22 protein-coding genes and 1 pseudogene are annotated in these 19,839 nt (G+C 51.7%); 19 read left to right on the top strand and 4 right to left on the bottom strand.

Features of this window, described 5'->3' with window-relative positions; translation table 11 throughout:
* Window positions 1–2: 2 nt before the first annotated feature.
* From SERS4_RS0111120 to SERS4_RS0111175, 12 genes are all read left to right on the top strand, one after another.
* The gene (locus tag SERS4_RS0111120) at window positions 3–362 is read left to right on the top strand and encodes a GPW/gp25 family protein (RefSeq protein WP_017892542.1); all 360 of its coding nucleotides are present in this window, start codon (window positions 3–5) and stop codon (window positions 360–362) included.
* Window positions 337–1,251, top strand: a complete 915-nt coding sequence (locus SERS4_RS0111125) for a baseplate J/gp47 family protein (RefSeq protein WP_017892543.1) — start codon at window positions 337–339, stop codon at window positions 1,249–1,251. The genes SERS4_RS0111120 and SERS4_RS0111125 overlap by 26 nt, the downstream gene beginning before the upstream one ends.
* Entirely contained in the window at window positions 1,241–2,389 is a 1,149-nt protein-coding gene (locus SERS4_RS25960; RefSeq protein WP_017892544.1) for a phage tail protein I, read from the top strand. The genes SERS4_RS0111125 and SERS4_RS25960 overlap by 11 nt, the downstream gene beginning before the upstream one ends.
* Window positions 2,389–3,735: a phage tail protein gene (locus tag SERS4_RS25965; protein ID WP_017892545.1), complete on the top strand. Its 1,347-nt coding sequence runs from the start codon at window positions 2,389–2,391 to the stop codon at window positions 3,733–3,735. Before SERS4_RS25960 ends, SERS4_RS25965 begins: the two co-directional genes overlap by 1 nt.
* Window positions 3,732–4,460, top strand: a complete 729-nt coding sequence (locus SERS4_RS25970; protein WP_017892546.1) for a tail fiber assembly protein — start codon at window positions 3,732–3,734, stop codon at window positions 4,458–4,460. Before SERS4_RS25965 ends, SERS4_RS25970 begins: the two co-directional genes overlap by 4 nt.
* A gap of 53 nt (window positions 4,461–4,513) precedes the next feature.
* Complete coding sequence (locus tag SERS4_RS0111150; protein ID WP_017892547.1) at window positions 4,514–6,055, top strand: phage tail sheath C-terminal domain-containing protein; 1,542 nt, start codon at window positions 4,514–4,516, stop codon at window positions 6,053–6,055.
* Entirely contained in the window at window positions 6,052–6,558 is a 507-nt protein-coding gene (locus SERS4_RS0111155; RefSeq protein WP_017892548.1) for a phage major tail tube protein, read from the top strand. Before SERS4_RS0111150 ends, SERS4_RS0111155 begins: the two co-directional genes overlap by 4 nt.
* A gap of 58 nt (window positions 6,559–6,616) precedes the next feature.
* Complete coding sequence (locus tag SERS4_RS0111160; RefSeq protein WP_017892549.1) at window positions 6,617–6,916, top strand: phage tail assembly protein; 300 nt, start codon at window positions 6,617–6,619, stop codon at window positions 6,914–6,916.
* A 102-nt stretch (window positions 6,917–7,018) separates the two neighbouring features.
* Window positions 7,019–8,638 (top strand): hypothetical protein, encoded by a 1,620-nt coding sequence (locus SERS4_RS0111165; protein ID WP_017892550.1) that lies wholly within the window; start codon window positions 7,019–7,021, stop codon window positions 8,636–8,638.
* Window positions 8,638–9,096, top strand: a complete 459-nt coding sequence (locus SERS4_RS0111170) for a phage tail protein (protein ID WP_026142333.1) — start codon at window positions 8,638–8,640, stop codon at window positions 9,094–9,096. Before SERS4_RS0111165 ends, SERS4_RS0111170 begins: the two co-directional genes overlap by 1 nt.
* Window positions 9,071–9,286: a tail protein X gene (locus tag SERS4_RS26280; protein WP_017892551.1), complete on the top strand. Its 216-nt coding sequence runs from the start codon at window positions 9,071–9,073 to the stop codon at window positions 9,284–9,286. The genes SERS4_RS0111170 and SERS4_RS26280 overlap by 26 nt, the downstream gene beginning before the upstream one ends.
* A 3-nt stretch (window positions 9,287–9,289) precedes the next feature.
* Window positions 9,290–10,417, top strand: a complete 1,128-nt coding sequence (locus tag SERS4_RS0111175; RefSeq protein WP_017892552.1) for a contractile injection system protein, VgrG/Pvc8 family — start codon at window positions 9,290–9,292, stop codon at window positions 10,415–10,417.
* A gap of 185 nt (window positions 10,418–10,602) precedes the next feature.
* Here SERS4_RS0111175 and SERS4_RS0111180 read toward each other — a convergent pair whose 3' ends face one another.
* Window positions 10,603–11,535 (bottom strand): nucleoside hydrolase, encoded by a 933-nt coding sequence (locus tag SERS4_RS0111180; protein WP_017892553.1) that lies wholly within the window; start codon window positions 11,533–11,535, stop codon window positions 10,603–10,605.
* A gap of 336 nt (window positions 11,536–11,871) precedes the next feature.
* Between SERS4_RS0111180 and SERS4_RS26975 the strand changes: the two genes are divergently transcribed.
* The 7 genes and pseudogenes from SERS4_RS26975 to tolA all read left to right on the top strand — a co-directional run bounded on the left by SERS4_RS26975 (window position 11,872) and on the right by tolA (window position 17,112).
* Window positions 11,872–12,165 carry a hypothetical protein gene (locus SERS4_RS26975; RefSeq protein WP_026142334.1) on the top strand — a complete coding sequence of 98 codons (294 nt, stop codon included), beginning with the start codon at window positions 11,872–11,874 and terminating at the stop codon, window positions 12,163–12,165.
* A gap of 1 nt (window position 12,166) precedes the next feature.
* Window positions 12,167–12,865 carry a hypothetical protein gene (locus SERS4_RS0111190; RefSeq protein WP_037410315.1) on the top strand — a complete coding sequence of 233 codons (699 nt, stop codon included), beginning with the start codon at window positions 12,167–12,169 and terminating at the stop codon, window positions 12,863–12,865.
* Window positions 12,866–13,510: 645 nt separating this feature from the next.
* The gene (gene umuD, locus SERS4_RS0111200) at window positions 13,511–13,933 is read left to right on the top strand and encodes a translesion error-prone DNA polymerase V autoproteolytic subunit (RefSeq protein WP_017892557.1); all 423 of its coding nucleotides are present in this window, start codon (window positions 13,511–13,513) and stop codon (window positions 13,931–13,933) included.
* Window positions 13,933–15,201: a translesion error-prone DNA polymerase V subunit UmuC gene (gene umuC, locus SERS4_RS0111205; protein ID WP_017892558.1), complete on the top strand. Its 1,269-nt coding sequence runs from the start codon at window positions 13,933–13,935 to the stop codon at window positions 15,199–15,201. The genes umuD and umuC overlap by 1 nt, the downstream gene beginning before the upstream one ends.
* Before the next feature lie 80 nt (window positions 15,202–15,281).
* Window positions 15,282–16,160: a hypothetical protein gene (locus SERS4_RS0111210; protein WP_253275387.1), complete on the top strand. Its 879-nt coding sequence runs from the start codon at window positions 15,282–15,284 to the stop codon at window positions 16,158–16,160.
* Between the two features lie 255 nt (window positions 16,161–16,415).
* Window positions 16,416–16,583 (top strand): annotated as a pseudogene (locus SERS4_RS26285) (isocitrate/isopropylmalate family dehydrogenase); the annotation flags it as partial.
* An 88-nt stretch (window positions 16,584–16,671) separates the two neighbouring features.
* A complete protein-coding gene (gene tolA, locus SERS4_RS0111220) occupies window positions 16,672–17,112 on the top strand; it encodes a cell envelope integrity protein TolA (RefSeq protein WP_017892560.1) in 441 nt (146 codons plus the stop codon).
* 123 nt (window positions 17,113–17,235) lie between these two features.
* Here the strand turns inward: tolA and SERS4_RS0111225 are convergent, their stop codons facing one another.
* From SERS4_RS0111225 to SERS4_RS0111235, 3 genes are all read right to left on the bottom strand, one after another.
* Window positions 17,236–18,357 carry an AI-2E family transporter gene (locus SERS4_RS0111225; RefSeq protein WP_017892561.1) on the bottom strand — a complete coding sequence of 374 codons (1,122 nt, stop codon included), beginning with the start codon at window positions 18,355–18,357 and terminating at the stop codon, window positions 17,236–17,238.
* 269 nt (window positions 18,358–18,626) lie between these two features.
* Complete coding sequence (locus SERS4_RS0111230) at window positions 18,627–18,845, bottom strand: 4-oxalocrotonate tautomerase family protein (protein WP_017892562.1); 219 nt, start codon at window positions 18,843–18,845, stop codon at window positions 18,627–18,629.
* 17 nt (window positions 18,846–18,862) lie between these two features.
* Window positions 18,863–19,609, bottom strand: coding sequence for an SDR family NAD(P)-dependent oxidoreductase (locus SERS4_RS0111235; RefSeq protein ID WP_017892563.1), 747 nt, complete (start codon window positions 19,607–19,609; stop codon window positions 18,863–18,865).
* Between the last annotated feature and the right edge of the window lie 230 nt (window positions 19,610–19,839).

The raw sequence follows: 19,839 nt of genomic DNA on the forward strand, positions 1-19,839 counted from the left end.
CTATGCAGGGAGTTAATGCAGCCAACGGTAAACGCCTGGCGGATACGCCTCACTTGCGCCAGTCCGTCTTTGACATCCTGACCACGCCGATCGGTAGCCGCGTTCTGGTCCGGGATTACGGCAGCGATTTACTGGACCTGGTGGACAACCCCCAGGACGAAAGCACGCGGGTGCATATCATCGCCGCCACGGCCAGCGCCCTGGCGAAGTGGGAGCCGCGTCTGCAGGTGAAAACGGTGGCGGTCCAGTTTGCCGGCACCGGGCAATTTGATTTGACGATTTACGGCATCAACACCGAAACGGGCTACCCGATCACTTTGGAGGAGTTAACGATAAATGGCGACCAATTCCGCGACGATTAACCTTTCAGAATTGCCCGTTCCTGACGCGGTGAAAGTCCCTGACCCCGCGCTGATTTTTGCCGGCTGGCTGGCGCGACTCCGCGAGCTGGACCCGAATTATGATGCCTTGCTGGAGTCTGACCCGGTGTTTAAACAAGGGGAGGTCCTGGCGTATCACTCAACACTGATCCGCCAGGGCATGAATGACTCTATTCGTGCGGTGCTGTTGGCCAGCGCCCAAGGGAACGACCTGGACCAGTTGGGCGCTAATTTTGATGTGTTGCGCTTGCTGATAACACCGGGCGACCCGAACGCCGTCCCGCCAGTGGCGGCGGTCTATGAAGACGACGAGGCGTTTAGAACCCGGATACAACTGGCTTGGTCCCGGTTAAGTACCGCCGGCGCCGAAAACACCTACACCTTTTTTGCCGCGTCTGCAGACCCTGACGTTTTAGATGTTCGGGCATACGGCCCCGAAGATCATCAGCTGCTGGGTGAGGTTTATCTCTATGTGTTGTCCCGGACCAATGGGGGGATCCCGTCGGCGGAGGTGCTGAAAAAGGTTGCCGAAGCGGTCAATAAAAAAGAGGTCCGGCCGCTGACCGATTTTGTCACGGTGAAGCCGGCGGAAATGGTGGATTTTGAAGTCATTGCAGATATCCAAATCCCCTACGGCCCGGACACTGACACGGTGATGAAAGCGGCAGAGGATGAGCTGGCCAAGTACCTGGCCATTGTTAACCGTCTCGGCCGGCTGGTGTCGTGCTCGGCCATTGACCGCGCATTGCATCAAGCCGGAATAGTGACGGTAAAACTCACTTCACCCGCTGCAGATATCAGCATGGCAATGGGGCAGGCGCCGCGATGCTCAAAAGTGACGCTGCGTAAGGTGATCATTAATGCCGAATAAATTTAAAACCCTCCTCCCGCCCAATGCCATCCCGGCAGAGCGCGCCCTGGAGCAGGCGACAATTGAGGAGGTGCTCTCTATCCCTGACCTGATCCGGATAGTGAAAAATCCGGCGTTGTGCCCTGTTGAACTGCTGCCGTGGCTGGCGTGGGAGTACAGCGTGGATACCTGGAACACGGATTGGACAGAGGCGGAGAAACGGGCGGCAATCGCCCGGGCGGCGTATATCCATCGACACAGGGGGACCCGGGCGGCGATCGAAATGTCGTTATCCTCTTCACCGTTCGCTAGCGATGTAGTCGAGTGGTTCGAAAAAACGCCCCGGGGAGAGCCTTACACGTTCTCTCTCGATGTGACCCAGGACGACCGGCCGATCACGTTAACGGACGTGCAGGACCTGAAAAGCGCGGTAATGAAAGGTAAAAACCTGCGCTCCTGGTTCGATGTGTCGTTTAAAGGCAGCCTGGACGGTAAGGCGATTTTAGCCGGCTACATGATTGCATCTGAGTCATTCTCAATCATCCCTGTGTTTGAGTTTATCGGCGTACATATCAACGGCTGGATGACGTCGGAGTTTGCGCCTACGTCGTCGTTTGCTGGGGCCGTTTATACGCTGGTAACGCAAGGCAACTTTGGCGCGATCACCTGGCACGTAACAGGCCCGGCGACGGTGGCCAGTGACGGAACGGTAACAATCACCGGTCCCGGGGCAGTCGCTATCACGGGGACAGATGCTCGTAACCGCTCGATCAACCACGCAATCAACCCTGTTCGTTACCTTGTTCCCACGCCGGCAGATATTCAGCTTAGCCAGTCTGAGATGCCCGCGTTTATTGAAAAACAGGGCGGCAGAATGTGCCTGGTTGAGGATTTAATTCGCTGGCCGCAAGCCGGCGGAACAAAGGTCCGCGAAATGGGGCATCTGTGGGGGGAGTGGGGAAACATGGTTGCCTACGGTTGGCGCAAGTTTTGGATGGGTTCAACCTCGGAGGAAGCTCGCTGGGTCAGTGCCTCCCCGGGGAGTCCCTCAAATTTCAGCCGGTTTGTGCGGTTGACCTCTGCGACAACCGGCAGCGTTTCGCCGTGGGACCCTAACGATTATTCGACGGCTGCAGTGATTGAAGTGGAGAAAAAATAATGGCCTCAGGATTAATTTTAACCGCTGTCGGCGCCGAGGCGATAGAGACGGCTTATCAGGCCGGCGAGGTGGTCACTATCCCGATCGTCGCATTCGGTGATGGTGGTGGCGTATCTGTGACCCCTGACCCTGCAGTAACCAAACTGGTCAATAAATTTGGGGATGTGCCCTTTACGCAGGGGGAATCGGGTAGCGGCATGATTGCCGGCCAGGCAGTTATAAACGCCCGCGATTATCCAGGGAAAGTGGTCCGGGAGTTTGGGCTGATGAGTAGCGCCGGCGTTCTGATTGCCTATGGCGCCTATCCCGATACCTATCTACCGGAGCAGAACGACTCAATAGTAAAAGAGCTGGTGGTGAGCTTTGCTATGCCGTTGGTACACGCGGAAAGCGTGGTACTGGAGATTGATCCGAATGTATCGGTGCTGACGATTGAAGAAGCGGACGCCCGTTATCTTTTCAGGAAGGGCGACACGGCGACGGGCGATCTGGGCGCGCCAATGTTCCAGGCAAATGGCACAAGCGGCGTGCCGGAAGGTTCTGGCATGTATAAGGACCAGTTAAACAACCACGCCCCATTTTATTCGCCTGATTATCAATGGCCCGTTAATTCTGGGGGGGCGTATGTTCCCCTGGTGAAGGGGCGCGGAACAAGAAAGGCTAAGGGATGGCCAACGGCCGTTAGCTTTGGCTATCTCATGCCCGGCGTTGATATGCACGCCCATCCGGTTATCCATGCAATTGGCGACAGTGGCCAGGAATGCATATGGGAGTTTGATACCCAAACCGGAGGCCTAAGAAGTAAAGCCGGGACGTTTGCGATAGAAGAACAGCAACCGATTGTGCCTCTGCCGTTTTCGGGTGATTCCCCGCCGCCTGGCCATGCCTTAATGCTGGGACAGGCCTTTGATAAAAACGCCTATCCGCGCACGGCGCAGGCGTTCCCGTCGGGTGTTTTTCCCGACATGCGAGGCCGGACCATTTTGGGGAAACCGGATGATCGCGGCCCGTTATCGTTGGCTGATGGTGAGGTTAAAAGCCACGGGCATGGCGGTGAGGTGGTCGGAACGGACCTGGGTTCACCAGAAACAACAGAGAGCGGAGGATATAGCCCGAAACTGCGCTCTTACCCTTCCAATACCTCATTGGATGGTGGGACAAGTAGCCGTCACACCATTGACCAGGATCGCGGGTTTACTGATTACGGGCTGATTGAAGGTGTTCCCCCGCATAAACACAACCTCCCGTTAGGGTGGCACGGTCACGGTTTACGCATTGATGCCTTTGGCGCCGCGAAAAACACCGTTGATAACATAGCATTTAACTACATTGTGAGGCTGGCATGACAGAGAGCTTTGAATTTTCGGATATTCCCCGTTGGGTATGGGTTTATCGCTTTGATGATGCCGGCATTTTTACCGGCTCCCTCAATTTTTACGTGGCACCACACACGGGATTGCCGGCGAATTGCACCCCGTTGAAGTGCAATCCGAAGGCAGGCCAGGCGGGGGTATGGGACGGCTCGAACTGGGCGTATATTCCCGATGTGCGCGGATCCACCTATTGGGATCAGCGTGGAAATCAGTTTGTCATGATGGAGCTGGCCGCGCTGCCTGAATGGGCTGTGACCGTCGCGCCGCCGGCTGCAGAACCTGGCCATGCTGTTTTGTATACGGGCGACGCCTGGCAGCAAATTGAAGACTGGACCGGGCAGACTTATTACACCGCCGACGGTCGCCCTCAGGCTGTGCCCGACGCCTATTTTATCTTGCCCCCTGACTGTACCTTTACGCCGCCGGTAACGCCCTGGGACCAGTGGGACGGTGAGCAGTGGGTAACAGATACCGCCGCCAAACAGCTGGCCGCTGTAGAGCAAGCCGCGCAAACCCGGCAGCAGTTGCGGCAGCAGGCAGATCAGCAGATTGAATTGCTTAACGACGCTGCAGAGACAGGAATGAGCGAAGAGGGCGACGATCAACGCCTGGCCAACTGGAAAAAATACCGCGTGCTGTTAAGCCGTGTTGATATCGGCCAGGCCCCAGATATCCCCTGGCCCGCGTTGCCAGCCTGATAAAACAACCCCCCTGACCGCCGCCGGCGGTTTTTTTATGCCTGGAGATAACAATGGCAGATTTACATGGTGTGGAAACAATAGAGCTGAATATCGGCTCGGTAGCCGTGACAACCATTCAGACCGCGATTATCGGGCTGGTGGGTACGGCGCCAAACGCGTCTAAAGGGACGGTAGCAAGCCGGACCACGGGCACCCCGTTGCTGGATAATGAGCTGACGTTTAACGCCTCAGAGCCGGGGCGCATGGGCAATCAGTACAGTGTTAAGGCAGTCGCCGGCGCTGCAGAGGCGAAAACCTCGGCCAGCTATGCGGCCGGGGTGCTGTCGATCATCCTGGGCGCAGATACTGAGGGCGTGATAACCGCGACCGCGGCCGAGGTGGCTGCATCGGTGAAGGCGGTGGCTGATAGCAAAATCATTGCCGTTGAAACCACGGCGCCGGGGATTGTGGCGCCATTCACCGCCCTGTTAGCCGGCGGGACCGATGAGCCGTTTCCGCTGAATACGCCGGTAGCCGTGATTGGTGGCACCCAACTAAGCGCCCTCGGCGCCGGCGGCACCCTGGGCGAGGCGATCACGGACATCACCGACCAAACGAACGCGCTGATCATTGTCGTGCGTGCGGCGGATAAAGCGGAAGGTAAAGCCGCTGCCGTGCTGAGTACGGAAAAGGGCGTGAAGTTAACGACCGAAGACGGGGCGAAATTGCTCACAGAGCAGAAATTTGCGGTGGATCCAGATGTGCGGGCCAGTCTGGTCGCCGCTATGGGCGCCTGGTCATTAAGCGAATCTGTCACCCGTTACCGGCCGCGCATTTTGATTGCTCCGGGTTTCAGTGAAGACGATGCGATCGGGAAGGCGCTGGAAACGGCCGCAAACAAATTGCGCGCGGTGGCTTATGTTGATTGCGAGTCGATGGCCACGGCTCAGGAGGTTGTGACCCGTCGCCAAATGTATGGCGCCCGGGTGGAGCTGTTACGCCCGCGAGTCTCGAAAGTGAAAGCCAACGGTGAAATCACCTTTCGCCCTTATTCCGCGTTGGCTGCAGGTCTGCGCGCGCGGATTGATTTAGAAAAGGGCTGGTGGTGGAGCAAGTCCAATCAGGCGATCGCGAACATCCTCGGCGTTGAACAAGTGGACGAGTTTATCCTCGGCGATCGTAACTGCCAGGCCAATTTATTGAATATGGAAAACGTCACGACCATTATCCGCCGTGATGGCTTTCGGCATTGGGGGAACCGCCTTTGTATCCAGGATCCTCAATGGCAGTTTGAATCGGTGCGCCGTACTGCAGACGTTATCGAGGACAGCATTCAGGAGACTGCCTTGCTGTACGTCGATCGGCCGCTCGACCTGGAGAATGTTGATGACATCCTGGGCACGATTAACTCCTACATGCGCACGCTGACCAAGCTCAAAGCCATTTTTGGCGGCCGGGCCTGGCTGGATGAGGAACTGAACACCGCCGAAACGCTGGCGGCCGGTGAGGTCTATATCGATTATGACTTTGGTCCGAAATCACCGACAGAACGGATCACGATGCGGGTTCGCATTAACAACCAATATGCAGTAGAGGAGCTGGGGACGGTATGAGCGATAAAGCAACGGTAAGAGCCTGGACATTTTTTGCCGGCGGTTTCCGTATCCAGGGCGCGCATGAGTACACGCCGCCGGAACTGTCGATCGTCAAAACAGACCTGCGCACCGGCGCGCAGGATGCGCCCACGCCGATGGATGACGGGATGGAGGCGCTAACCTGCCAGATCAAGTTTTATGGCATCGATACGGACATGCTGACCCGCTTTGGTTTTGTGACGGGCAATCGTAATCGCTTTGCGGCCTATGAGGGCTATCTCAGCAACGGCCGCGCGCTAGGGGCGATTGACGAGATAGAGGGATTTGTTTCGAAAATTACGCCTGACGCCCGGGATAACCAGGCGCTGTCAGAAAAGGCCACCACGGTCGAAATCGCGATCAATTACTACAAACAAACGTTTGAAGGCCGCGAGCTGTTCGAAATCGACACGGAGCGCTTTATTCGCCGTGTGAATGGCGTGGATCAGTTGCGCGGCATTGCCGCCAAAATCCGCCTTTAATCCTTAATCATCCTCGCTATCAAGCGGCCCCCGGGCCGCTTTTTTATTGGAGCAATTTATGAGTTACCCCGCCAACAAACAAGAGATCACTTTCTATTCCCCGCTGACCCTCGAAGACGGCAGCGCACTTACCCGTGTTTTCATGCGGGAGCCTCTGGTGCGGGATCGTATCGAGTTCTCCCGGATGAAAGGGAATGACCTGGAGAACGAGGTGGCCATGATCGCTAACCTTTGCGATATGAACGTAAGGGACGTCGAGAACCTAACCTCGGCGGACTTCTCCCAGTTGGAGGATATGTTTAACGATTTTTTGCTACCGCCCGAAAAGCGGGAGAAATCGACATCCAGCGAGGCCTAAGGCTACTGGGGCGCCGGCTGCATTACACGCTGGGCGACTGGCTGAACATGCCTTTCAGCGTGTTTAGTGATTTTCTTGTGCTTGAAGTGGAGATAATCAATCGTGGCCGGACTTAGCCAAAAATTAAAGGCCGTTATCAGTTTCGGCGGCAATATCGACTCCTCCTGGGGTCGTTCTACGGACGGTCTGAAAAAGGGGCTGAGTTCTGTCGAAAAACAGTCTGAGAAGCTGACCAAACAACAGAAGGCCCTGGCTTTAGAGATGAAGCAGGCCAAATTAGCCGGCAAGGATATTGCCGGCTTAAAACGAGATTATGCCGGCGTCACGCGTGAGATAAAAAAAGCGGATGCTGCGCAGGTGGCCTTAAATCGTGACCTGCAACGATCCGAACGTCTGCGCCGATTTGGCGCCGGAGCTAAAACGGCGGTTGGCCGAACGTTGAAAGCGGGGATCGGGATGACCCTCGGCGGTGGGGCGCTGGCGGCAGCGGCCGGCGCCATACTTTCCCCCGTGAACATGAACGCCCAGACCGCTGAATCCGTCGGCAAGGCGAGAACCTACGGCGTGGGCATCGAGACGTATAACGCCTGGGACAGTTTCGGGAAACAGATGGGGCTGAATGGGGAGAACTTTGGGGATCTCCTGGAGGAGCTGAAAAACAAGGTCGGCGAATACAAGGCGACCGGGGAGCAATCCTCGCTTAACGATGCTTTCAAGATGCTGAAATTTGGCGCAGGCGATTTTGCCGGCCTGACCAATGAGCAGCAGTTTGAAAAAATCATGGAGCGCGCCCTAACGCACAAAGACGAGCAGGAGGCGGCGTCCGCGGTCGATATGCTGATGGGGGGCGAGGCCAATAAAATCCTGACGTACATGCGCCTGACCGGCAAAAGCTACAAGGAGATGATGGATCAGCAGAAGCGTTACAACCTGGTCACGAAGGAGGGCGCTGATGGCGCCATTCGCGGCAATATTGCTTTTAGTAATCTGCGCAGCGTGTGGGGATCGGCCGTGGAGGAAATCGCCGGCAAACTGGGCGGCTCGTTGGCGCCGAAAGTGACGCAGTTGGCGGATGAGCTTTCCGCCTGGTTCAAAAATGGCGGCATCAACATCATTTCCACCACGATAAGGAACAAATGGATCCCGAACCTGGTGGAGTTCGCCAACGGGATAATGACGGTTACAAAGTTGTTTCTGGCCATCGCCAGAAAATTAGCCTGGCTGTTGCCTGATGAGCAGAGCGACAAAAAAGCCATTGTGCGCTCTCTCGGTAAAGGGGACATCGAGGGCGCGCGTGATTTTGCCCAAACGCGGGGCCAATCTGCCTGGCTGGAATCCATTTTGAAGGCCCCGGAGAAGCAGAAGGCACTGCAGGGCATTTATAGCGATGCGCAATATTCATTATCCAGCGAGCGGATTATGAGTCCTGGTGCGTATTGGGATAAGGCCGACGATCGGATGCTGGCCGCTATCGGGGAAACTGACAAAGGTGATGATCCGTTAGAAGGGGCCTTTTCTTTCCTGTCTTCACTGACCAATCAGGGCGCTGCCGGCGACAAGCCGGCGATGACAGACAATCGCCGGCAAGAGGTGAACATGACGGTGATCGCTCAACCTGGCCAGGATGCGCAAGCGGTGGCGGATAGCGTGGTGTCGTCAATGAAAAATATGGATGTATTCAACGGCAACAATGCGATGCATGACCCAGTGGAGGCCTGGTAATGGTGGACATTATCGGCACGATCACGGACGCCTATGATGCACGGCGGCCGGCGGACAGCGCCAGCATTATGATGATGCTCGGCACCTTTGAGTTTTCTATCGACACGGCGACCTATAACCAGCTGACGCGGGAGGCCCGTTGGCGCTGGAGTGAGCAGGAGCGAATCGGCAAACAGGACTTGCTGCAGTACACCGGGAAATCCGCCCGGACAGTCAAAATGGACGGGGAAGCGCATTCCCAGTTTCGAAACGGTGTGGCCAGCATTGATTCGCTTTATGACCTGGCCGACAAGGCCGAGCCTCAGCAACTGGTGAGCAGCGCCGGCGATGTGCTGGGCTGGTGGGTTATTACCGATTTTACCGACACGACGCCGGCGTTTTTGCCTGGCGGCGCTCCCCGCAAGAAAACCTACTCGATCACGATAAAACACTATGCCGACGAATTATCTAACCCGTGAGGGTGACGTGCTGGATGCCGTCTGTGCGGCCCACTACGGCACGGAGAACCTTTCGCAGACCGTTGTAACGGTTTTAGACGCTAATCGCGAACTGGCAGCGCTGGGGGCTGTTTATCCGGCAGGGTTAATCATCATCTTGCCGGACATAGAGACGCCAACGCCTGAATCACCGATCCAGCTATGGGATTAACCGATGCAACAAAAACAGCCAGCCGAATTCCGGCCAGAATTCCGCATTATTGCGGAGGGGCAGGATATAACCGCGATCATTCGCGAAAACCTGGTGGATATCAGCTTAACGGACAACGGCGGCGCCACGGGCAAAACTGACGAGCTGCAAATAACCCTCCTGTCTGAAACGCTAAAACTCCCGCCCAAAGGCGCCCGCCTGAGCGTTGCCCTGGGCTTTAATGGCCAGTTAGTCGATAAGGGCTGGTTTGTGGTGTCTGGCCGTGCCAGTAGCGGGCCACCACGCAAGATCCAGCTTTACGCCACATCGGCCCCAATGAACGCGCAAAAACAGCCAGGCGATGTGCAGAGCCAGAAAAGCCGAAGCTGGGACGGTGTGACGCTGGAAGACATTGTGAAAACGGTGGCAACCGATAACGGCCTTATCCCCAAGATAGCCGCGCAGCTGGCCGGCATCGCGATAGAACACATTGACCAGGTGAGGGAGTCCGACGCGGCGCTGATGACCCGCCTGGCACGTGCGCATAACGCGGTGAGCAAGGCCGCCGGCGGTTATTGGTTGTTTCTGGAGCAGGGGGAAGCAACAACCGCCAGCGGTGGCGCCCTCAGTAACGTCACGATAACCCGGGAGGCGCTTTCCTCCTGGAGCTATTCAGATGGCCAGCGTGGGGCCACAACAGGAAAGCCGGCGAAGACGGCAGACGGTAAAGGCAAAAAGGGCAAAGTGAGCGTGTCTTATTTCGATCCCGCTGATGGTCGAACGAAAACCCAATCGCTGGAGCATGATGGACCCGACCAAGCCAACCCCTTCACGCAGCCGAGCAAAGCCCAGGCGGACAGCAGCGCCAAGTCAAAAATGACGCAGGCCAACCGGAACGAAAGGCGAATGACGCTAAGGGGGCCGGGCCGGCCGCAGTATTTGCCGTTGACTGCTGAAAGCCGGATAACAACGGCGGGATTTGGTGAGGAGGAGGATCGCACCTGGTTAATCGAGTCCCTGGCGTTTTCTTTGAGCAGCTCAGGCCTGGCGATGGCGTTTAACCTGGTCACTGATATTAAACCGCTTGCAGAGAGCAAAGCGAAAGCTGCGAAGAAAGAAAAGAAATCCGATGGCATTGGCTATTTCAATTAACTCCAGTCTATTCGAGGTGATTTTTTGTGGGCAATATTCGCTAAAGTTAAAATTTCGATTTATTAGTTTCTTATTTGGTGAGGCTTGAGTATGATTGAGGACTTACTGAGTGGTTTGTTTTAAAATAATTGTTCTAAGCGGTGCATCTAACAAAGAGACTGATTTAAACTCAGTCTCTTTATAAATTATAGTGATGCAATACTAGAAGCAATAAGATCTAATAAAGCTTTGCTATCAACATTCAGCACTATAGTAACTTTATATAAACAATCTCTAGTAGAGGGAAGGGGGGCTTCCTTGGTAGATGTCGACTTTGTTCTGACAAAGCAGTGTCCATATTTTTCTTTAGAAAGATAATCTATTTCAATGTTTCCTTCTATACTTGAAAATAGTGAAGGGTTTGCTACGTAGGCAATTGCACAGGGGTCATGCAAGAAAGGGTCATTTATAGAATATGCTCTTGACATTTTGGAGGTTGTCCTTGCTATATGGTTCCCTGTGTCAAGTCTTTCACATAAGCCTACACGAATATCTACCTTTTCCGTGACATCTAACCCTAGCATGGTGACGTGCCTTGCTGTGTCGAAAACAATATGGGCTGCATGAGGGTCGACGTAAAAATTAAACTCGGCATGAGAAGTAATATTCCCTGAGCAGAACGCAGCCCCCCCCATTAACACAATATCTTTAACTTTATTGGCTAGAGTGGGTTCTTTAATCATCGCTAGAGCAATGTTGGTTAATGGTCCTATAGCACAAATGGTAATATCACCAGGATTATCCATGACAGTTTTAATGATAAAGTCTACAGCGTGAAAACCAGAGTCCACTTGGGTAGGTTCTGGTAATTCCATGCCACACAAGCCGTTTTCACCATGAACGTTAGTTATACTTCCTGTTGGGAACATTATGGGGCGATATGCTCCTTTAAATACGGGAATATCAATTCTTCCAGAAAGCGCTATAACTTTCATGGCATTGGTAAATGTCTTGTCAATGCCAATATTCCCAGCGACGGTAGTAACCCCCATTAATTTTAAATTTGGGTTTGCGATGGCTAATAGTATGGCTATGGCATCATCAACTCCTGGGTCACAATCAATTATTATTTTTTCCATTTATGTATCCTTTTTTAGTTTTTATTGGTGTTTTAAAATATGTGTGTTTAGTGCTGCTTTTGGTCAGCAATCTGTATAGATAACATTTTTCTGCTGTATATACTGTAAGTACTATCACAAAATCACCTAAAACCGGAAGTTAACTATCCCGTTTATGGATAAGTATAATGTTAGGTTCGTTTATGGAGCTATCTCGAAATAAATGTATCGCTGTTACACCTATTACTTTCTGATGGTCGAACTAAAACCCAATCGCTGGAGCATGACGGACCCGACCAGGCCACCCCCTTCACGCAGCCGAGCAAAGCCCAGGCGGACAGCAGCGCCAAGTCAAAAATGACGCAGGCCAACCGGAACGAAAGGCGAATGACGCTAAGGGGGCCGGGCCGGCCGCAGTATGTGCCGTTGACTGCTGAAAGCCGGATAACAACGGCGGGATTTGGTGAGGAGGAGGATCGCACCTGGTTAATCGAGTCCCTAGCGTTCTCTTTGAGCAGCTCGGGCCTGGCGATGGCGTTTAACCTAGTCACTGATATTAAACCGCCTGCAGAGAGCAAAGCGAAAGCTGCGAAGAAAGAAAAAAATCCGATGGCATTGGCTATTTCGATTAACGCTATTCAAGTAAGGTAAAATGATGGAAAAGTTAAGGCTTGTCCGTTCTGCAGAACAATTAAAATCAGGTGGCCAAAATATTCAAGATAATGAATTGTCATTGTCAATATCCAAGCTGCCACCTACTGATAAATTAAACCTCACTGCTTTAGTCCCCGTGGTTAATGAAGGGGTGACTGAGGCGGCGAAAATAAAAGATATCGTTGATTTTCTTGGTGGGGGATCGCCTAGTGATATCAAGTTAGATCCCAGCGCAAATAATCTGCTAAGTAAGAGTGACGCGGGACTTCTGTTAGACCGTTACAAGACCCCTTGCGTGGGTATTACCGGCACGTATGTGAGTACCAGTGCGGGGCCTGACTTCACTAAGGATAACGCTTTTAGTGAAACGGGCGGCATTTGGAGAGTGAAAAATACCCTTATGCTTAGCCGAGTACCAAGTACGGCTAATGGTGCGGTCATTGTTGATATCACGCTGGGGAAAATACCCTGTGATAGCTCGGGGATCCCTTTGCAGTATACGTTAAGTGTCGGGACGACAAGTAAAAAGGTCGGCGGAGTCTGGCGCCAGCATTCTGTTATGATATTGGCCATTGTTGGCGCTCCCATTAAATTAATGGATATTGCTTCTGGGGTTTTGGAAGATTACAAAGAGGGAGTAGCGTGGGGGGTAAGCGTTAAATATACGTTTGGGGATATGTCACCATCGGTACCATAATCAAATTGAAGTTTATAAAGAAAAAGAGGCAGTTAATCTGCCTCTTTTAGTATCCCTGGTGCTGGTGGATTTTTTATCTTTTAATCATACCAATAAATATCGTTCGGATAATGTTTCCGAATCTTGTCGCAGCACGTCTTAAAATTGATGGTGGCTTGCACTTCTCACAGTAGCTTGGTTCGCCGTTTGCCCAACCAGTGGTTTCAGCTATCCATAACCCGCACGTTCTGCAAAACGTCATGTTGTGTGCAGACATGATACACCTCCATATGAAAATCATTATTAATGGTGCGGGTATTATCTTGGGGTTGCAAATGGATATTGCCGATCAATTAGTTGCAGATTGATCGTTGAAAACGATCGCTTACGATTAGCCAGGTGACTAACAGACTTGTCGGTACATTGAAATGTCTCGGTAGGGGCGGCAGAACTGTAGTTGTGTTGGGAGAACGTATAATGGCTTAAGTTTTTATCGTGCTTGTGTACTTATTCACGTAGGCCAGATACTGGTAGAACTTCATCTTCATTCATCAGAACTATCTTTCTTTACCGATCAATATCCTACCTTTCTGAGAGATTTCCGAACTTTCCCCCGCTAAAAACTTGCGCTTATACTGTATAAAAACACAGTATCAGGGCAACATTATGACTTTCTTTTATCCAACACCAAACCCCACCAAACTAGAGATCCCGCTGTTTTCCGATAAAGTACCAGCGGGCTTTCCCAGTCCTGCGGCTGATTACGTCAGTTCACGTATCGACTTGAACGAGTACTGCATCAGCCACCCTAACGCGACCTATTTCCTCTATGCAACCGGCGACTCGATGCTGGAGGCGGGCATCACGGAGGGCTCTATGCTCGTTGTCGATCGCAGTATCAACCCAGCTCATGGCGATATAGTTATTGCCAGCATCGCCGGCGAGTTCACTGTGAAACGTCTCTGCTTGCATCCGCGCGCGCAGCTGGAGCCAATGAATCCAAAGTATGAGCCGATCCTACTCCATGACAGCGGTGACGATTTGGAGGTGATAGGCGTCGTGGTGTCATCGATAACGAGGCTTAAGTAATGTATGCGCTTGCTGATGTGAATAGCTTTTATGCGAGCTGCGAAACTTTGTGGCGTCCAGACCTGCGCGGCCGGCCCATTGTCGTTCTTTCGAATAATGATGGGTGCGTGGTTGCCAGGAGCAAAGAGGCGAAGGCTCTGGGCCTGAAAATGGGCGAACCCTACTTCAAAATTAAGCGCGAATTTGAGAGCGTCGGGGGCATAGCGTTCAGCAGTAATTACGAGCTTTATGCTGACATGTCACAGCGAGTGATGGCCGTTTTAGAAGAGATGGCACCGCGCGTAGAAATTTACTCCATCGATGAGAGTTTCATGGATCTGACCGGCGTGCGTAACTGTATCGACCTTGAAACCTTTGGCCGCCAGGTGAGGGCTAAAGTGTTACGCAATACCGGCCTAACAGTCGGGGTTGGCATTGCCCAAACCAAGACACTGGCGAAGCTGGCCAACTTTGCAGCGAAGAAGTGGGACAAGACTGGCGGGGTTGTGGACCTGTCCAGCGAAGGGCGCCAGCGCAAACTTATGGACTTACTGCCGGTGAATGAGGTCTGGGGTATCGGCCGACGGATATCGAAAAAACTCAACATGATGGGTATCGAAACCGCGCTGCAGTTGGCCGACGCCAGCACGACGATGATCCGCAAGCGCTTTAGCGTTGTGATAGAGCGGACTGTGCGTGAACTACGTGGTCAACCATGCCTTGAGCTTGAAGAATTCGCGCCGACGAAGCAGCAGATCATTTGCAGCCGCAGCTTTGGAGATCGCATCACTGAATATGACCAGATGCATCAGGCAATCTGCATGTATGCGACACGTGCAGCGGAGAAATTACGAGAAGAACGTCAGTATTGCCGGCATGTTAGTGCCTGGCTTAAAACCAGTCCATTCTCTATCAATGAGGAATACTACGGCAATACGGCCAGTATAAAACTGAGCACGCCGACGCAGGATACGCGGGACATTATCGCCGCCGCGATGCGCTGCCTTGACGCGATTTGGCAACCTGGTCATCGGTATCAGAAAGGCGGGGTGATGCTGCAGGATTTCTTCAGCCAGGGCGTTGCCCAATTGGGTTTGTTCGATGAGCACCAACCGAGGCATAACAGCGAAAAGCTGATGGGGGTACTAGACCACATCAATAACTCCGGTAAGGGGAAGCTGTTTTTTGCCGGACAAGGAGCACAACAGATGTGGTCGATGAAGCGTGAGCTACTATCACCAGCTTATACAACTCGCATAACTGATCTCCCTATGGCTAAAGTATATTGAGAAAATAATTTATAACTGTATCATAATCATTTATTTTGAAGATTTCAAAATGGACATCGGTGATGAATTTTATGGATATAATGAACAATATTAAATCGTATTTAAATGGTTTAACCTCAAGGGGTTTAGTGAAAATCCGGGGTTTAAGGATATGGCAACTAGTTATCCTTTTTTCCGCCATGTTGCTAATTATTAATACTTTGAACTTGTCATTTTTAAAAGTCGATGTCATATCAGTATTCTTATTGCTAGTGATTCTGTCATCTCCATATGTGAAAGAAATAAAAAAAATAAAATATGGTGATTTTGAAGTTGAAAAAATAGATAGTCAAGAAATTGATGAATTAGTATTTAAAGTGGAGGAGTCGTTGCCTCAAGAAAGGAATCCAAACGAAAGAATATATAAGCTAGAGAAAGATATTGAGATAATAAATGAGTTGAAGGGGCGTGATCCAACATTAGCTTTCGCGAAGCTTAGAATTGAGATTGAAAAAAGAATTTATATGTATGTAAAATACCTGGGTGAATCTGATGGCATTAAAATTCCGCCACTAAAACAATCAATCATGTCTTTGATTGAAAAAGGTGTTATAGCCGAAAGTTTGGGGTGGCCATTACTCGATGTTATATCAATATCAAATAGAGCAATCCATGGTGCTGACATAGATGAAGAGGACCAAGAACGGGTTATTAGCTCAGGAATGATTTTGCTTGAAGAGTTGAGTTATGACATTGAGTTTAATTATGCTAGTGGAGAAATAATAAGTGAGTGCGAGATTTCAAATGAAGAATGTGAAAATGAGTCTTATAATAGGCAGTATCTTTTAACAACAATAACACCATTGGTTAATGGGCCAAGAAAAACCGTAAGAAAAGTTACTCAAGAACAATTAAATAACTATTTTGAGTACTATAACGAATTCGCTGAGTTTATTGTTGAGTTAAAACCAGTGGATTAGCATTGGTAAAAAGGTAGTTCTATAAGGTAATCGGTTCGAGTCTGTATCTGAGCAAAGCGACGACACATGTTTAGCTACCTTGGCTATAGGTTAGAAGAGGGTAATGTACGCTGGAATTCGGGTAAAACAAGTTATCAAAACCTAACATTAAGGTTTTCAATTCAATAAGTTACGATAATGACAAGACAACCGATAATGGCAAGTTTTTTGTTTTATTCTCTATAATAATCAATATATTGCTAATATACTATCAATCTAATGCTGCGTCACATGGGCTGGTTCGAAGCGGCTGACCTGATTGTTAAAGGCACCGAAGGCGCAATCGCTGCCAAGACCGTGACCTATGACTTCGAACGCCTGATGGAAGGCGCTAAGCTGCTGAAATGTTCAGAGTTTGGCGACGCTATCGTTAAACACATGTAAGCGTGTTTAAGCGTTAAATGATAACGGGAACCTGATGGTTCCCGTTTTTTATTGTTCTTTCCAGTGACTATTCTAAAAGAAGGGAATCATGAATAGAGTTCATTTAGGGTTTAAAAAAAACCTGCCGGCATTAATGCTTATTGTCGTCTCACTATGGCTGACAGGCTGTACCAAGACGAACGCTGTGGCTAACGCTGGGCCGTCTGCGGAGGGGGTCGACGATCTTTTTGCTGCCCTTGACGGCAAAGCAACTCCTGCAGCAGGGGATGAGGTCAGCCACTATGCCGGGCAGGTACGGGCGGCGATTCAAAGTCATTTTTATGATGCCAACGCCTATGCTGGCAAGCAATGTACTATCAGAATGAAGTTTGCCCCGGATGGGATGCTTTTGGCTGTCCGCTCTGAAAGTGGTGATCCTGCGCTTTGCCGGGCTGTTATAAAGGCAATCACAAATACCCGTTTCCCCAAGCCGCCGTCACAAGCGGTTTACGGTGCTTTTAAAGATTCCGTACTGGAATTTCGCCCCTAAGCGGCTGAATGGCAAAACTATCGTTAAAGCATGTAATTGTGTTTAAGCCTTTGAATGAGAAAGGGAGCCTGATGGCTCCCTTTTTTATTGTCGTTTTACAGATACCCCGACAGGGGCAATGTTTCACTCCGCCTTGGTGGCGTCCGGATGATTCTTGCCTTCCTCGATAAAATCTTCATCAATCTCATCGGTGGTTTCGGCACTGTCGCGGCCGGAAAGAATATTCCAGCAGGCGATGAACAGGGCGGCGATCAACGGGCCGATGACGAAACCATTGATACCGTAAATCTCCATACCGCCCAGGGTTGAAATCAGGATCAGGTAATCCGGCATCTTGGTGTCTTTACCCACCAGCAGCGGGCGAAGGATGTTGTCGACCAAGCCAATGATCACCACGAAGAAGCCCACCAGGAACAGGCCTTTCCACAACATACCGGTGGCGAAGAAATAGATGGCAGCGGGTACCCAGATAATGGCGGAGCCCACTGCGGGGATGATGGACAGGAACGCCATCAACGCAGCCCACAGCAGGCTGCCTTCGATACCGGTGATGTAAAACGCCAGGCCGCCGAGTGCACCTTGCACTGCGGCAACCACTACCGTGCCTTTCACCGTCGCGCGGGAAACCGCGGCGAATTTCACAAACAGATGATGTTTAACGTGCTCGGATAATGGCAGCGCCTGCAGCGTCAGGTTAACCAGATAAGGGCCGTCCTTCAGCAGGAAGAACAGCAGATAGAGCATTACGCCAAAACCCACGGCAAAGTTGAAGGTGCCTTTACCGATCAGGAACACGCTACCGGCAAGATATTGCCCACCTTGCAGCGCCACCTGTGAAAGTTTCTTTTGTATTTCTGCCGCGTTGTCGAGGTTATGCTCGGTAAGGAAATGGCGTGCCCAGCCAGGCAGCACCCGCAGGGTATCGGCCAGCACCACCGGGAATTGCGCGTTATTACCCTGTAATTTGGTGTAGACCACGTTAAGCTCAATCGCCAATGAAGACGCAATAATCGCCAGGGGAGTAAATACGATCAGACAGATCACTGCGACCGTCAAAAGCGACACCAGGCCGTTTCGTTCGCCCAAATACTGCTTAAGTTTTTGTTTCACCGGGTGGAAAATCACCGCCAGGATGATCGCCCACAGAACGGACGAATAATAGGGACCCAAAACGTCCAGAAAAGCAGCGGTAACTATGAAAAGGATCAGAATAAAGAATCCCTTTGAAATACCCTTAGACATCATACCCGTCCCTCTGATGATAGATTTCTCCGCCAATGTCGGTATTGAATGACATTGACACTTCTTGAAGATTAAACCCTATCATCACAAACGCGTAACAGGTAGTGGATTTTATAGATGAACGATTAATGAAACTTATTAGTCATCATCTATTCAGTGGGGGTATTTGAGTGGAAGATGCGGGCTTGTTACAACAAAATCCCCCAGCCTGACTAACCCGTCACCCTTTGCGGATGAACGTCGGATTAACAACAGACCAGGGGAGTTGGGGGCTATCGCTGGCCCGAGTTTCGTTCTTTGTTGCGCAGGGCCGTGACGCTTTCACCGCCTACGCCCCAGTTATCGGTAGCGACTTCGTCAATCACTACAGAGGTGGCGTATCGTGGCTTGTTCAGCACGCGCTCCAGCAACTCGGTGACGCCTTCAATCAATTGGCGCTTCTGCTCGGCGGTGACGCCTTCATCGGTGACTTTAATATTGACATAGGGCATGTGCAGGTTCTCCTTAATTACCAGACGCCGGCGGTAGTGCCGCCGTCTACGGCAACGACGGTGCCGGTGACAAAGCTTGAGTCAGTCAGGTACAGCACCGCATCGACAATATCCTGCGGCTGACCGATGCGTTGGGTCGGGGCCATCTGTTTCATAAACGCCAGGCTTTGTTCATCCGGGTTGCTCATGGTCAGTGGAGTGGCAATGATGCCGGGAGCAACGGCGTTGACCATCACATTATGCGGTGCCAGTTCCAGCGCCAGCCCACGGGTGGCCTGGTTCAGTCCGCCCTTGACCATAATCGGCAGCAGGGCCGGGACTTTGCTGATGGGCTGCATGGCGATAGCGGCAGTGATGGTGACGATGTGGCCAGTGCCATTGGGCACCATGTGACGGGCAGCGGCCTGTGATGGATAGAAGAAACCTTTCAGATTGGTCGCCAGCATCGCGTCGACATCTTCCTCCGAATACTCTGCCACCGGTTTGGACATGAAGATCCCCGCGTTATTGATCAGAATATCGACCTGACCAAAGTTTTCCTCTGCCTGTTCGAACAGGCGGGGCGCGGTTTCCGGCAGGGCGATATCACCGGGAACCAGCAGCAGGTTCGCAGGATTACCGAGTTGGTTGGCCGCTGCCTGCAAACGTTCCAGTGAGCGTGCGTTGCCCACGACATTGTAGCCACGCGCCAGGTAAGCCCGCGCAATAGCGAAGCCCAATCCGCTGGATGCACCGGTAACAATTACTGTTTTTACTCTGTCCATTATCCGTTCTCTGCATAGTCATTATTTGCGTGGCTGAAACGATAATTCTTATAGATGAAGAGAAAAATGGGGTCAGAGTCATTTGATTTTATACATGGTGTAATGAGTCACGACGGGCTGGCTAGATTTTGGGTTTGGCTACCAGCGCCAACGCCAGCACGCTTCCCAGCACCGCAGCGGCCAACACCAGAACGGATTTCGAGCCTTATTGCTGAGCGTATTACGCATTA

This window comes from Serratia sp. S4 (genome assembly GCF_000347995.1).
GTDB lineage: Bacteria > Pseudomonadota > Gammaproteobacteria > Enterobacterales > Enterobacteriaceae > Serratia > Serratia quinivorans.